The organism is Ruminococcoides bili, assembly GCF_040093295.1.
Classification (GTDB): Bacteria; Bacillota; Clostridia; order Oscillospirales; family Acutalibacteraceae; genus Ruminococcoides; species Ruminococcoides intestinale_A.
In genome coordinates this window covers 23224-36919 of sequence record NZ_JBBNJY010000003.1, presented here as the reverse complement: position 1 = coordinate 36919, position 13696 = coordinate 23224, and the positions used below count along the sequence as shown (strand labels likewise).

General features: G+C 51.9%; 14 protein-coding genes. 10 read left to right on the top strand and 4 right to left on the bottom strand.

Annotated elements, in window-relative coordinates:
* Nucleotides 1-81: 81 nt before the first annotated feature.
* From AAAY30_RS01560 to AAAY30_RS01545, 4 genes are all read right to left on the bottom strand, one after another.
* Nucleotides 82-2961 carry a GIY-YIG nuclease family protein gene (locus AAAY30_RS01560; protein ID WP_302191072.1) on the bottom strand — a complete coding sequence of 960 codons (2880 nt, stop codon included), beginning with the start codon at nucleotides 2959-2961 and terminating at the stop codon, nucleotides 82-84.
* Complete coding sequence (locus tag AAAY30_RS01555) at nucleotides 2961-4487, bottom strand: Eco57I restriction-modification methylase domain-containing protein (protein ID WP_295053516.1); 1527 nt, start codon at nucleotides 4485-4487, stop codon at nucleotides 2961-2963. The genes AAAY30_RS01560 and AAAY30_RS01555 overlap by 1 nt, the downstream gene beginning before the upstream one ends.
* Complete coding sequence (locus tag AAAY30_RS01550; protein WP_302191071.1) at nucleotides 4477-5190, bottom strand: hypothetical protein; 714 nt, start codon at nucleotides 5188-5190, stop codon at nucleotides 4477-4479. Before AAAY30_RS01550 ends, AAAY30_RS01555 begins: the two co-directional genes overlap by 11 nt.
* A 291-nt stretch (nucleotides 5191-5481) precedes the next feature.
* Complete coding sequence (locus AAAY30_RS01545; protein ID WP_295027161.1) at nucleotides 5482-6324, bottom strand: tyrosine-type recombinase/integrase; 843 nt, start codon at nucleotides 6322-6324, stop codon at nucleotides 5482-5484.
* Nucleotides 6325-6624: 300 nt separating this feature from the next.
* Between AAAY30_RS01545 and AAAY30_RS01540 the strand changes: the two genes are divergently transcribed.
* The 10 genes from AAAY30_RS01540 to AAAY30_RS01495 all read left to right on the top strand — a co-directional run bounded on the left by AAAY30_RS01540 (nucleotide 6625) and on the right by AAAY30_RS01495 (nucleotide 13617).
* Nucleotides 6625-7524 (top strand): hypothetical protein, encoded by a 900-nt coding sequence (locus AAAY30_RS01540; protein WP_295027163.1) that lies wholly within the window; start codon nucleotides 6625-6627, stop codon nucleotides 7522-7524.
* Nucleotides 7525-7578: 54 nt separating this feature from the next.
* Nucleotides 7579-7803, top strand: a complete 225-nt coding sequence (locus AAAY30_RS01535) for a cysteine-rich VLP domain-containing protein (RefSeq protein ID WP_177899537.1) — start codon at nucleotides 7579-7581, stop codon at nucleotides 7801-7803.
* 13 nt (nucleotides 7804-7816) lie between these two features.
* Complete coding sequence (locus AAAY30_RS01530; protein ID WP_295027166.1) at nucleotides 7817-8740, top strand: ParM/StbA family protein; 924 nt, start codon at nucleotides 7817-7819, stop codon at nucleotides 8738-8740.
* Nucleotides 8737-9051, top strand: a complete 315-nt coding sequence (locus AAAY30_RS01525; RefSeq protein WP_295027168.1) for a hypothetical protein — start codon at nucleotides 8737-8739, stop codon at nucleotides 9049-9051. Before AAAY30_RS01530 ends, AAAY30_RS01525 begins: the two co-directional genes overlap by 4 nt.
* A 296-nt stretch (nucleotides 9052-9347) precedes the next feature.
* Nucleotides 9348-9623: a plasmid mobilization protein gene (locus AAAY30_RS01520; RefSeq protein WP_295027170.1), complete on the top strand. Its 276-nt coding sequence runs from the start codon at nucleotides 9348-9350 to the stop codon at nucleotides 9621-9623.
* Nucleotides 9624-9629: 6 nt separating this feature from the next.
* Complete coding sequence (locus AAAY30_RS01515; RefSeq protein ID WP_295027172.1) at nucleotides 9630-10526, top strand: relaxase/mobilization nuclease domain-containing protein; 897 nt, start codon at nucleotides 9630-9632, stop codon at nucleotides 10524-10526.
* A gap of 37 nt (nucleotides 10527-10563) precedes the next feature.
* Nucleotides 10564-10803, top strand: a complete 240-nt coding sequence (locus tag AAAY30_RS01510; protein ID WP_295027174.1) for a hypothetical protein — start codon at nucleotides 10564-10566, stop codon at nucleotides 10801-10803.
* 196 nt (nucleotides 10804-10999) lie between these two features.
* Nucleotides 11000-11854, top strand: a complete 855-nt coding sequence (locus AAAY30_RS01505) for a ParB/RepB/Spo0J family partition protein (protein ID WP_295027176.1) — start codon at nucleotides 11000-11002, stop codon at nucleotides 11852-11854.
* Between the two features lie 13 nt (nucleotides 11855-11867).
* Nucleotides 11868-12056, top strand: a complete 189-nt coding sequence (locus tag AAAY30_RS01500; protein WP_295027178.1) for a hypothetical protein — start codon at nucleotides 11868-11870, stop codon at nucleotides 12054-12056.
* Between the two features lie 31 nt (nucleotides 12057-12087).
* Entirely contained in the window at nucleotides 12088-13617 is a 1530-nt protein-coding gene (locus tag AAAY30_RS01495) for a recombinase family protein (RefSeq protein WP_499215718.1), read from the top strand.
* Nucleotides 13618-13696: the final 79 nt, after the last annotated feature.

Here is a 13696-nt window from a genome sequence, read left to right as displayed (position 1 = left end):
AGTTGAATAGAATACAAAAAATCCTATACATAAGGCAAGGCCCTTCGTATCGAGAAAATGATACGGAGGGCCTCTTTTGGCTTATTGTACTTTCAAAAATCCGGATTCAAACGCATCGGGGAAAATAAAGCGCTTCTCGCCCTGCTCAAAGCGGACGGTCACATATCCCCTGTTCAGCTCGATCACCTTGCCAATGCCGAACTTAGCGTGAGCCACAGCGCTTCCAACGGCAACGCCGGAAACATCGACCTTCGGTTTTTCGGGCTGCTGGGGCTTTGCGGGAGCGATCGGAGATTTCACGCCGAAGGCAGCAGTGACAAAATCCGGCTTAGCCGGTGGCGTCCGAGTTGGAACGGGGGCTTTGGGCGGTTCCGGCTCCTCGTCCGCTTCCGGAGCATCGGCTTCGTCGATTTCCGGCGCATTCATCGTAGACTGCTGGTTATAGAACAGCAGCTCGTACTCCTTGCGCTTCACGACGGTATCCCAGCCGCCGACATCCTCGTTTTTGTGCTTGTTCAGGCCGGTGTAGGACAGGCTGGAATCCTCATAGCGCTTGAATTTAAAGATGGCATCATTCATCAGGCTGGCGTTAAATACATTCAGCTCCACCAGCAGATTAAAGTCCTTCACATCCAGACCGGTCACTTTTTTGAAGAGCCCCGGTTCCAGCTGCGTGATCACATCCTTCAGAGAGCGCTCCCGGTAATCCGTCAGATACATAAAGATCGGCACACGGGTGGCAAACTTGATGAGTTTTTCCTGAATCTGCTTCCGCATGGATTTGTATTCTTTTTCTTCCTCGGAGATTTCCTTTTTCTCCTCCTTGGTGAGCTCCTTGCCCTTTTCCTTCTTGGCCTTTTTCACGCTCTCCGATTTGTTGATGATGGTCTCGATATCCGAGTTCAGGCTGCGGAACCCTTCAATTTTCATCAGGGCCTCCATGGCCTCTTTGTTTGCCATCAGTCGCCGGAGCGTATCATTGTCCACATTGACCAGCAATGCAGATTCCCAGCGCTTGGCCAGTAGTGTGGCCGAGGTGCCGGCCATCGCAATATCCAGAATATCCTGTGCGTCGATCTGCTTCATGCTGCTGCCGTCATAGGCCAGTACGGGCAGGAAGTTGATGAATTCCGCCACCTTCTTTTCCGGGTTGCTTTCATTCACATTCAGGCGGCAGGAATAATCCGAGATTTGCTTGAGGGCGCGGTCCAGCGCAAAGTCAAAGACATAGCACTCATACTTCATGATCTGATCGGTGCCGGAGCCGGTACGCACCGTCCACGGGGACTGCACCCGGAACGCCGCTTGGAAATAGGTCTCCGGGCTTTTCAGATTCCGCAGCATAAAGATGCCCGTCCATGGCTTGACCGTGACGCCGGTGGTCAGCTTGCCGCAGGACAGCGTGATGGTCTTAGTGGTCAGCGGGTCACCCATGGATTTCTGCACCGGCTCCAGCGCATCCACGCCAATGCCCGCCTTGGTCCCGGCGCAGACATTGATGCGGTAATCGTGGTAAAAGCTGTTCTGCTTCTGCTGAAGCAGGTTATACATTGCATAGCAACTGGCCACATTGGGCAGAAACCAGAAGGTGTGGGACAGCACATTCAGCAACCGGGTATCGGAAAACGGCATAGGCGGGCGCTTGTCCTGACCCAGCTTCATATCGTCCACGCTGGCCGGGAGATAAGACCCTCGGATCAGGTCCAGCCACTTCTGCACCTCGTTCTCATAGACAAAGCGGGCGGTCTCCGGCTTGCTTTTCTCGCCATATTTGGCGGAGAAAAATACATTCAAATCAAATTCGTCGAACTGCCCCTGCATGGCGATCTGCCGGATGCTGTCCGGGATGCGGTAGGTCATCATCACCATCCGGGGCAGCGCTGCATAGGGGTTGTCCGCAGCCCCGTCCCAGTTTTCCTTGGCCCGCTGTTCGTCGGAATAGGTCCAGTTGTAGATTTGATCCTCGATAAATTCGCCGCTGTTGATGGCGCGGAACGGCGTGCCGGACAGGAATAGATAGTACGATGTTGTGATGGGCAGGAAGGTCTCGTTGTAGGCATTGTCGGCCTCGTCCTTCTTGTACTTCTCCATATCGAAGTCGTAATCCTCATCCTCGTTGTCCATTTCAAAGAGCTTTTTGGCATTGTCCCGCCACGCGCCGAAATGGTATTCGTCAAAGATCACGATGTCCCAGTTGGTGGTATGTACCCATTCGTTCTTTGCCTTGATGCCGCCGCTCTCGTTGGTGCCGAGATAGTCCTGAAAAGAGCCGAAACAGACGATAGGGCGGGACAGGTCGGCATCCTCGTAGCGCATTCCATCCCGACAGATGAATTGCCAGCCCTCGAAGTCCTTGTGGGTCATGAGATCCTCTTCCCACGCCGCCTCGACGGCGGGCTTGAAGGTCAGCACAAGCACCTTTTTCAGCCCCATTCGTTTGGCCAGCTCATAGGCGGCGAAGGTTTTGCCGAAGCGCATTTTGGCGTTCCAGAGGAATTTCGGCGCACGGTCCGGCGTATCCAGCTTGGCGGAACGAAAATAGGCGATGGTCTTGTTGACGGCCTCCTCCTGCTCCGGGCGCATGGAAAAGGTGCGGGTGCGGTTCTCCTCGTTGAGGGTGTCGGTTTTCACCGCCAGCACCGCCGCTTCCAACTCATCCACCGTGCAGCGGAACCATTCGCCGCCCACGCCGGTGATTTTCCTGCGGCGGAGCATACGATGCACATCGTGGTCGGTAAAGCAGGAGCCGTCCTCCCGCATGGCGGAGCTGCGGTACAAGATCTCATATGGGAGCTTGCCGTCCGGGCGCTTGGTGGGGTACTGCTGCGCCACACGCCTGTCCACATCCTTTTCGGTGTAGCCCACCTTCAGCAGGCCGTCATAATCCGGATTTAAGTCCCGATAGGCATAGATCATCGGATGGACTTCTGGGCGTTGGGGAAAGAAATCCATTTGCGGCATTATTCCTCACCTCCGGTCAAGTCCATAGGCTTTATCATAGATTCGATGAAAGCAACTTCTTCATCGGTAAGGCCATACTTGGCGTAAAGTTCGGCATCAGTCCAAGGTTTGGAGAAGTCTTGCATAGGGACAAACTGATATACTTTCTGCGTTGCATCCTGAGAAATTTTTCTAACAGAAACTAAAAACCTAAAGAATTTTGTGCTTATATATGACATTGCATTTTTGGCTTCTGCTTTATTATCAAATGGACCGATAACAATATAAGTTTCTGTGCAGCAGGTGCCAGGCTTTCCTAAAAGCGGCTTATTAAGAATTTGGTGTGGATACTCATCACCAGCATTATACGCCTTTGTTAGAAAGATTTTATATTTTTCAATCCAATCAGCATTTTTACATACTTCGGTTTCCGAAATATAAGCAGAATTTCCTCGTTGTAATAAGACAAAATCGCCATTTCTTTTTTCTGCATGCCCGGAAAAGTTTGTTGGCAATCCGAATGGTTTTCGTGAGCTTACTATTTCTGAAAAAGACGGCTCTGCTTTATTCTGAACTTTTTCGAGAATGGAAACGGCTTCGTTTCTGCGAATAAAAACATCGTTATCTCCAATTTTTAAGTATCGCTTAGCATTCGAGATTATTCCTTCATGCGAATGAGTATTTACCGAGCAAACGCCTTTATCATCTCTATCCCAGAGAAAATAACATACGCCGCCTTTGATTTCTACACCGGTACCAAAACAGTCGGACGCATTCAAAAAGTCATGCAAAACCCTTATTCTTGTATCGTTAATCATATTATCCCGGAATGAATCCAGTCCCTTTCCGCCAGAAAACCAGCGTGAAGGAATAATCATAGTTAAATATCGAGGATTTAGTTTCTGGGCTTTTTCAACAAAAAATTGATATATGGGTGTAGCACTAGCGTTGTTTCCCCCGTCGCTCAACTGATACGGCGGGTTACTGATGATCACATCGAACTTCATCTTAAAAATATCCTCCGGCTTGGTGGTATGGATCAGCTCATAGGCATGGGTCTCCAGCATTTCGTCCCGGTCGTACTGGCTCTGGGCTGCGCCGCAAAAGAGGCATTTTTCGTTTTTCCAACGGTGAGGAATCCGCTTGTAGCGGATATTGCCCTCCGCATCGTCAAAGCGGGACACCGAATACACGCTGTTGGGGTACTTGCTGCAATACACACCACGACGGGAGAGCAGGCTGGTCAACTCGGTGATGGCGATACCGTAAAGCTGGTGATGAAAGATGTGGTCAATACGCTGCTGCAGGTCGGGAAGGATCGGCTCCAATCCGGTCAGCAGCCGCTTGGCAATCTCCCGCAGAAAGACACCGCTTTTGCAGGCCGGGTCTAAAAACTTGGTATTGGGGTCCGAAAACAACTCCTGCGGGAGCATATCCAGCATCGAATTGGCTACCTCCGGCGGCGTGAACACCTCATCGTTGGACAGATTGGCAAGGCAGGACAACACATCCGGATTATAGATGCCGGAGTAGAAATCATTGCTCATTTTCCCATACCCTCCTGTAGTGCGTCACATATTTCTTGAGGAACTCGCCCTCGTCGCTGGGCTTCTCGGCGGGTTCGTCCGCGTCGAACAGGGTCATCTGCTCCTCCCGCTTTTTGCGCTTTTTCTTGTCGAACAGGTCACGGGCCTCGTCATATCCCTGCATCAGCCTGGCAAAGGTGTAGTCGCTGCGCTGGAGCTGATAGCCGGTCACAAAGGCCCATTCGGAAAACACGATGGGCTCCCCGGTATCCTGCTGGTTTTCGTCCACGCGCATCAGGCTCAGGGCGTTGCCGCAGACGATGTTGCGGGACAGAATAAACCGCACCGAGCGGCGGCAGTCCTCGCTGACCTCCTTTTTGCAGACGGCTTTGTACTTCTTGTCCCACATCCGATAAAGCCGTTCCCGGCATGCCTCGCAGTTGTCCTGCAGAATATCCACACCGTACAGGCTGCTGACGGCCAGAACGGAATACTTTTCGTAGTCCATCGGGAACTTCTTGTATTTCTTTTTTACAACAGCCAACTTCCGGGACAGGATCTCGGCAAGAAAATTTCCATCGCCGCAGGCAGGCTCCAGAAAGCGGCTGTCGATGCGCTCTGTCTCGGTTTTCACGAGGTCGCACATCGCCTTTACCTCCCGCTCGGCGGTAAATACCTCGCCGTGATCCGCCACCCGCTGTTTGGATTTCACTTGCTTTGTCACGCTTTTGATCCCCCGGAAACATAATCCCGATTATGTTGTAAACAGGGCAGCAAAAAAGACCTGCCACAGATCGGACAGGCCAAAAAGGGTATGAAAAAGCAAGCCTCCTCTTATCGCTTCAAAAAGCGAGCTGGAAAGGCTTTCTTGTTGTGCTCGATTTTAGACAATTTTAGGGTTTTCACGCTTTTCGTCGATGCTTTCTTTACTTTTTCGCAGGTTGATGCTATAATACAATATGTATAGGTATGCTTCTATCAAAATGGAACTACAACATAATCGGGATTCTGTTGCTTATAAAATTAGGTGCATATTCTCCATGCGGCGGCGGTGCTCCGTGCCGGTGGAAATGATATAGATGCGGGTCGTATCTATGCTTGAGTGACCGAGAATGTCGGCAAGCTTGGCAATGTCCTTTTCGATGCCGTAAAACACCCGGGCGAACAGGTGGCGCAGGTTGTGCGGAAATACTTTTTGAGGGTTGACATCTGCCTCCGCGCATAGCGCCTTCATTTCCCTCCACAGGTTCGTCCGATTGACCGGCTTTCCCGTGCGGGTCACGAAAATTATTCCGCTTTCGATTCCTTGCTCCGCTGCATAGCGGAGCAATTTTTGCCTCAGCGCCTTCACAAGAAACACCGTCCGGGTCTTTGCCTTACAGCTTACCACCGCCTCGCCGCACCGCGCTGCCTCAATAGTGATAAATTGCAGCTCGCTGACCCGGATGCCGGTGCCGCAGATGGTCTGCAAAATCAGACAGAGCCGTTCATTGTGCTTTCGCATCGCTGCCCGGCAGAGCCGTGTGTATTCCGCTTTCGTCAGTTCCTTTTCTTCGGGGCAGTAAACCTGCTGCTGCAGTTTCAGTGTTTTTACCTTCAGGTCGTGCCAGCCGAGAAAGTTGAATAGACAGTTGAGGCTGGCCAGCATGGAGTTTACGCTCCGCACGGCGTAGATTTCTTGCAGGTGCTTTTTGTATGCGATCACGGTTTCCTTTGTAATTTCTCCATCCGGTGCGTATGCCGCAAAGGCGCGGACATCCCGAACATATTTTTCGACTGTTGCGGCACTCCGTTCCTCTAAGACAAGATGTTCCGTAAATTCGGCGATCTCCGCCGCCGTGAGTAATCGTCCCTTCATTGTGGATTTACCTCCGAGTATTTTTTGATTATTTTACCCGAAAAGTATGAAAACAAAATTGTCACCGTTTATTGTAAGAAAAGCAGTGACAGGAATCGAATCTATGGATTTTCGTTCAGCCCCGGTGCGTTTCAGGTTTCTTGATCCGCACCGGGGCTTTTTTCGTTTTCTGCGCTTGTAGGGATTTTTATTGGACAGCAACTATGCTAAAATTATTTTTGAAAAGCAGGAACAATCGGCGTTTGCTTGTGCCGTTAAAAAAATAGAGGGCGCTGGCCCTCTGGAAAGGAGACGATAAAAATGCCAATTATGCTGACCAGAAAGGACGGGCCACCTACGCCGTTCCGAAACGCAGAGTACATCCCGTTCTACTACTTCATCCCGAAAAGCATCCTGTCCCGCTGTGGGGCAGAGCTGAACGCCATTCCACGGAATCCGCAGGAGCTATTTCACAACCGTGCCGCCTGTGAGTTCGTGGAGAGCGATCTGTTCCGGCTGCTCATCATAGATGCCACCGCCTTTATGGTTTGGCCGTATATGGGCTTCGGCGAGTATATGGAAATTTACTCTGGCTACGACCCGGCGTGGCGGTTTGCCCACTGCCCGGACTACTGGATTCAAGAGCTGACGGACGAAGGCATCTTGGCGTCCGCCGGCGAATTATTCAAAGGTTGCCACTCGGAATTGGGGTATGTACCGGAATGGCAGATCGACATCTATCTGCGCTACATTGTGCCCAATGTGATGAAAAAGCACCGGAAGGATGAGATCATCCAAGTGGCGCGGGAATATCCTTGTTTCGAGGACTTCGACTTTCGGAAAAGCAACCAGAAAACGGACTTCATCCGAAAATGGTACCATACCCGCACCAAGCACCCGATGATCTCACTGGAGGAATTTCAGGAGGCCTATGCTGACGCCCACGGCGGACAGGAATACGAGGAGCCGGACCCGTCGCAGAATGTGGAGGAAACAGTGGTAGCACAGGCACTGGTGGATCAGTTCAAGGCCACGCTCAGCGAAAAGGATATGCAGATCCTTGAACTGCGTATGAGCGGCGACACGCTGGAGAAGATCGCCGAAAAGCTGGGCTACAAAAATCACAGCGGCGTGCTCAAGCGCATCCGCAAGATCGGACAGGCTTACGAGGCCTACACCGGCGTGGATTACGGCTTTGAGAATGACAAGATCACAGGATAACACCTATCGGAAATCGGTAGGTGTTATTTTTATGCCCAAACGGAGGTGGAGATTATGAAATGGAGAATATACCCGTCCCAGCGAGGGCGGGTCAACAAACTGGTGCGCCGGCGATGTTGCTGCTATGACCACGGTAACTGCATCCTGCTGGATGACGGAGAAGCACATCGCTGCGTGCAGATCATCAGCCGGAGCGGCATTTACTGCAACTATTTCCGCCGGGCGGTACTGCCGTCCGATAGTGAGCTATACGCACAAATCAGAGATCAGAATAAATGAGGAGGATGAGGAAATGAAAACAATCCACAACACAAAAATCATCGGCATCGACCACGGGTACGGGAATATGAAAACGGCCAATTTCTGTTTTCCCACCGGCATCACCGCCTATGACCACGAGCCACTGTTCACGGCGGATATGCTGGTCTACGGCGGCAGGTATTATCTCATCGGCGAGGGGCACAAGGAATTTGCACCGGACAAAATCAAGGACGAGGATTATTATGTGCTGACCCTTGCGGCAATCGCCAAGGAGCTGAAAGCCGAAAATCTTACCGAGGCGCACATTGTGATTGCCGCCGGTCTGCCCCTGACCTGGACAAGCGGGCAAAAGGCGGACTTCAAGGAATATCTGATGAAGAATGCCGAGGTGGAGTTCTCCTACAAAAAGGCGGACTACCACCTCTACATCGACGATGTGCGTATCTATCCGCAGGGGTACGCCGCTATTGCCGGCTTTGCCACCACTCTGAAAGGCGTCAACCTGATTGCCGACATCGGCAACGGCACGATGAACACCCTGTATATGATCAACGGCAAGCCGCAGCAGGGCAAGATGTTCACCGAAAAATTCGGGACCTACCAGTGTACGCTTGCAGTTCGTGAGGCGTTTATGCAGAGAACACAGCGGGAGATCAACGATGCCATCATCGACGAGGTGCTGATCACCGGCACGGCAAATATTGCGCCTGCCGACCTGAAAATCATCAAGGGCGTCGCTGCCGAGTATGTGCGGGATATTTTCCGCAGGCTGCGCGAGCACGGCTACGATGAGAATACGATGACCTTGTATGTGACCGGTGGCGGCGGCTGCCTTGTAAAGAATTTTTATAAGTTCAGCGCCGACCGTGTAAAATTCGTTGAGGACATCTGCGCCGCTGCAAAGGGGTATGAATATCTGGCGGAAACGCAGATGAAGGCTGAGGCGAAGGGATGAGCAAATATCGAATCAATGTGCGGTTTGATTTGGACAAGCCAAAAGAGGCAAACGCCGCACAATATTTACAGTCGCTGGATAAATCCCGCAACGCTTTTATGGTAACGGCGATCTTAAACGAAATGCAGCGGCAGTCATCCACAAATGGGGTTTTGCTGGATGATATTCGGCAGGTCATACGGGAGGAATTGCAGGAGGTGTCGTTTGTTGCGGCACCTCCTGTCTTTGAGCAGGTACAACCGGAGCTGACCGAGGAGCAGCAAGCCGAAAATGAAAAGAGCGTGCTGGATGACCTTGAAATGTTCGACTGAGCCAAAACGCCGATATGTGGCTCAAATCACCGTATTTACAGCAGAATCAGAGCCATTTTGGCTCTGAAACAAGATGTATCCCAAGTGGCAAGAAAGCGGTTTTCGGTATTGGGCAGCGCAGAGATGCGCTGAAATCCCAGTATCTGACAGCCACTTTTCTTTATGCCCTGCGGGGTGCGTCCTACGGTATAGCAAGCAGGGACTTTGTGTGCCGCCAAAGTCCCAATCACAGCCGAAATCGGCTGACTCTTTGGGAGGCGCAGCCCCCAATCCCCCAAGGAAAGGAGCGTGATGCTATGGGGAAGGATGTACGAATTGCCGTAAGAGTTACGGCAATGGAAAAAGAGAAGATTCAAGCAAAGGCCCGAAAATGTGGGCTGAGTACAAGCGAATATGTGAAGCAAAGAGCGTTGGGGTACGAGCCGAGAACGGTTCCGCCTGACGCTCTTTTTGTTTGTCTTGAAAAGCTGGGTGCGCTTGCGGATAAAGCCAGTTCACCGGAGCTGGACGAGGAAATTTGCGCAGTGCTGAAACAAATCACAGCAGAATTCCTGCTGCCGGGAAAGGGGTGATGCGGCATGGCCGTAACAGGCTTTTGGCCTGTGTTCAAAAACCTGAAAGCCACGCTGGACTACGCCGACAATCCCGACAAGACCACCGCCCCGGAATATCTGGACGAGGATCTGTACGCCGCTCTGCGCTATGCCGAGAACGACGATAAGACCGACCGCAAGATGTTTGTGGGCGGTATCAACTGCTCGGCACAGAACGCCTATGCCGAGATGATCGCTGTGCAGCGGCGATTCGGTCTGCGTGGAAAGGTCGTCGGCTACCACGGCATTCAGAGCTTTCGTGAAGGCGAGGTCACGCCGGAGCAAGCCTTTGTAATCGGAAAGAAAACAGCAAGAAAGATGTGGGGCGACCGGTATCAGGTGCTCGTTACCGTCCACCTGAACACCGACAATGTTCACTGCCATTTTGTTGTGAATCCCGTGTCCTTTAAGGACGGCGCAAAGTTCAAAAACAAAATCGGCGACCACAAGGAGCTGCGTAGAATCTCCGATGAAATCTGCCGGGAGCACGAGCTGTCTGTATTGGAAAACAGCGAGTTTTACAGTAAGGGCAAAAAGAAAGAATATTGGGTTCACAAGGCCGGCAAGAAAATCCACCGGGACTATCTGCGGGAGGATGTGGAATACTGCCTGTCCTTTGCGACCAGCCCCAGAGAATTTGAAAGTCAGCTCTATGCGTTCGGTTATACGCTCGATCCTGTGCGCTTTTCGGTCAAAGCGAAGCATTGGGAGCGTGCTGTGCGGCTGAGCGGCATCGGCTTTTCCAAAGATCGTGTCAACGCACAGCTACGGCAGAACGCCGAAAATCGGTATCGGCTATTCACCTTGGAATACCGACCACCGTACAAGCCGAAGAAATTCCTACTGGAGGACGAGCTGCGAAAGCTGGGGGTTCTCCATTGAACACAGCTATGACACTGCAACCATTTTGGTGGATGCGGTGTTTTATCTTGTCATAACGATAATCCAAATCGTAGCCGAGCTTGCCGATGTAATGCTGCTGTCGCCGGATCTGCGGGCGGCTGAGAAGGATTTGAAGGAGCTGGTTGCCGACTATCACTTCTTACAGGAGCACGGTATCCATACGGTAGCCGACCTCCAAGCAAATATTGAGCGATCCAAGTCTGAACTTTCTGCTTTGGAGCGTGAGCGCAGCGACATCAACAACCGCATCCGTTGACCAAGGTCGCAAAAAGAACAAGCCCTTTATAAAGAGCGCCGAAAGATGGTATCCAAGCAGATGAAACCCATAAGAGAGCGTCTGCGCCGTGCAGAGCGGATTTTAGAGAAATCCCCGCACCTGTATGAATTGCTAAAACAAGAGCACGAGCTGGAGAAAAAAGCCCGTGCAAGATACAAGGAAAGAGGTAGATAAAATGAAAAATACGATGAAAAAGCCGGTGGCAATTCCGGTAGAAAAATTGCGTCCCTTTGCCGGACACCCGTTCAAGGTCAGGGACGATGACGAGATGAACACGCTGATCGAAAGCATACAGACGCAAGGTATTCTTTCGCCGCTGATTGTCCGACCGATTGAAAATACAGATGAATATGAGGTAATAAGCGGCCACCGCCGCTTACACGCCGCACAAAAGGCAGGGATCACCGAGATCCCTGCCTTAATTTATGCCCTCGACCGGGATGCTGCCGCCATTGCGGTGGTGGACAGCAACCTCTACCGGGAACATATTCTGCCCTCTGAAAAGGCGTTTGCGTATAAGTTGAAAGCTGATGTCCTGAAGCATCAGGGACAAAGAACAGACATAACTTCGGAGCAAATTGCGCCGAAGTTGTCCACGGAGGTAATCGGAGAGCAAGAAGGAATCAGCAAGGATACCGTTAAGCGATATATCCGCCTGACCTATCTCATTCCTGAATTCCTTGAAAAGATGGACGAGGGCGAAATTGCCTTGTCCGTCGGTGTGGAGCTTTCGTTTCTTGATGAACAGAGCCAGCGGGAGGTGCTGGAGCAGTGCGCCATCAACGACTGCACCCCGTCCTATTCACAGGCATGGCGGATGCACAAGGCTGACCGGGAAGGGACGCTGACCACGGCGGTCATTCAAACCATTATGTCGGAGGAAAAAGCAAACCAGAAGGCCCGCCTGAAAATCCCAATGGAGCGCATCCGAAAGTATTTCCCGCAAAGCTATACTGCCGCCCAGATTGAGGATGCCGTGGTGAAGCTCTGCGAGCGGGACTACCGCCGACGAACCGACCGAGAGCGATAAGGAGGTGCGGCCTATGGGAGAATATCGCAAACTCGACTACACGCAGGTCGCACTGCCGGAGGAACTGCTTACCTCCTTTGCCAAGGCCATGCTCCCGGAGCTGCGTAAGTTTTACGCCAGCGACGAGGGCAGGACCTATTTTGCAAAGTGGCTTCTGAAGCACCCAGAATATGCGGCACATTCGACACCGGAGAGTGGATGACTATAATAAAAATCGGAGAGGAGGATTCTGTATGAATGTAGTCATTTACGCCCGCTTTTCCAGCCACAGCCAGACGGAGCAGTCCATTGAAGGACAGCTCAAGGTGTGCTATGAATATGCGGAGTCGAATCATTATACCGTTGTCGGAGAATATATTGACCGGGCCATCAGCGGCACCACGGACAACCGTGCCGAATTTCAGCGGATGATCTCCGACAGCGACAAGCACACCTTTGATGGCGTTTTGGTATATCAGCTGGACAGCTTTGCCCGCAACCGCTATGACAGTGCCATCAACAAGGCGAAACTGAAAAAGAACGGTGTCCGGGTGCTGTCTGCCAAAGAGAATATTGCGGACGACGCTTCCGGCATCTTGGTGGAGGGCGTTCTGGAAAGTATGGCGGAATATTATTCCGTGGAGCTTTCTCAGAAGATCCATCGAGGCATGGCCATCAATGCCGAAAAGTGCCTGTCCAACGGCAGCAACCCCGGCATGGGCTTCAAGGTCGATGCCGAGCGGCGGTTCCATGTGGACGAGGAGGAAGCCGCCATTGTCCGTGAGATTTATGAGCGCTACGCCAGCGGCGAGACGAAAGCGGAGATCATCCGGGATCTGAAACGGCGCAGGGTCAAGACCTCCCTCGGCAAGGAATTCAGCCCCAACAGCCTCAGTCACCTGCTCAGCAACAAGCGTTATATCGGCGTCTATCTTTACAAAGGAAAGGAAACGCCCGGCGGAATGCCTCGCATTCTGGATGATGACCTATTTTACCGGGTGCAATCGATGATGAACAAGAACAAAAATGCACCGGCTCGAACTCACGGCGAGGGCGAATATCTGCTGACCACAAAGCTGTTCTGCGGGCACTGCAAGGAAATGATGGTGGGCTACGGCGGCACCAGCAAGACCGGCAGGCAGTATCACTACTATATGTGCAAAAATGCCCGCAGGAAAAAGTGCGGCAAGAAGATTGTCAGCAAGTCTTATATCGAGGACCGTGTGGTCAACGAATGTTTGAAAATGCTGACCGAGGAGAAAATCCGCTTCATTGCCAAGAAGGTGGCTGAGGAGTGCGCCAAAAGCCCGGACAACCTGACAGCCAAGGCGCTGAAAAAGGCGATCCGAGAGGCGGACACGGCCATTGAGAATCTCTGGAAAGCCATTGAGCAGGGGCAGGCCGTGGAAATGCTGACGGAACGGCTCAACAAGCGCATGGCGGAAAAGGCGGAGCTGGAGGCGCAGCTCGCCATCGAGGAAAACAAGAAGATCACGCTGACCGAGGCGCAGATTTTGGCCTTTCTGGACTATGTCTGCGAGATGCCCGCTGACGATGTGAATAAGTGCCGAGCCATCATCAATATCTTTGTTCATTCCATCTACCTGTATGACGACCACTTTACCCTCATCATCAACGCCAGCAAGAAGCCGTTGAGCATTGACAATATCCCGCTGGATGATATAGAAACGGCATTTGAAGGCGAAACCGGAGCTTTGGAGGGGTGTTCATCCTTGAGCACCCCTGCTCCACCAACTCGGTCACGATTGCATATGCAGTCGTGACTTTTTTAGGCTCTATGTCAATAGTTGGGGAAAACCCGAAAAAGAAGAATTGAAATGAACAAGCGATAGTAAATCAAGC

Bases quoted from the DNA above. Each gene is read 5' to 3' on its own strand.
- AAAY30_RS01560 (WP_302191072.1), bottom strand. From the start codon at position 2,961: ATGCCGCAAATGGATTTCTTTCCCCAACGCCCAGAAGTCCATCCGATG.
- AAAY30_RS01555 (WP_295053516.1), bottom strand. From the start codon at position 4,487: ATGAGCAATGATTTCTACTCCGGCATCTATAATCCGGATGTGTTGTCC.
- AAAY30_RS01545 (WP_295027161.1), bottom strand. From the start codon at position 6,324: ATGAAGGGACGATTACTCACGGCGGCGGAGATCGCCGAATTTACGGAA.
- AAAY30_RS01540 (WP_295027163.1), top strand. From the start codon at position 6,625: ATGCCAATTATGCTGACCAGAAAGGACGGGCCACCTACGCCGTTCCGA.
- AAAY30_RS01535 (WP_177899537.1), top strand. From the start codon at position 7,579: ATGAAATGGAGAATATACCCGTCCCAGCGAGGGCGGGTCAACAAACTG.
- AAAY30_RS01530 (WP_295027166.1), top strand. From the start codon at position 7,817: ATGAAAACAATCCACAACACAAAAATCATCGGCATCGACCACGGGTAC.
- AAAY30_RS01525 (WP_295027168.1), top strand. From the start codon at position 8,737: ATGAGCAAATATCGAATCAATGTGCGGTTTGATTTGGACAAGCCAAAA.
- AAAY30_RS01520 (WP_295027170.1), top strand. From the start codon at position 9,348: ATGGGGAAGGATGTACGAATTGCCGTAAGAGTTACGGCAATGGAAAAA.
- AAAY30_RS01515 (WP_295027172.1), top strand. From the start codon at position 9,630: ATGGCCGTAACAGGCTTTTGGCCTGTGTTCAAAAACCTGAAAGCCACG.
- AAAY30_RS01505 (WP_295027176.1), top strand. From the start codon at position 11,000: ATGAAAAATACGATGAAAAAGCCGGTGGCAATTCCGGTAGAAAAATTG.
- AAAY30_RS01500 (WP_295027178.1), top strand. From the start codon at position 11,868: ATGGGAGAATATCGCAAACTCGACTACACGCAGGTCGCACTGCCGGAG.
- AAAY30_RS01495 (WP_499215718.1), top strand. From the start codon at position 12,088: ATGAATGTAGTCATTTACGCCCGCTTTTCCAGCCACAGCCAGACGGAG.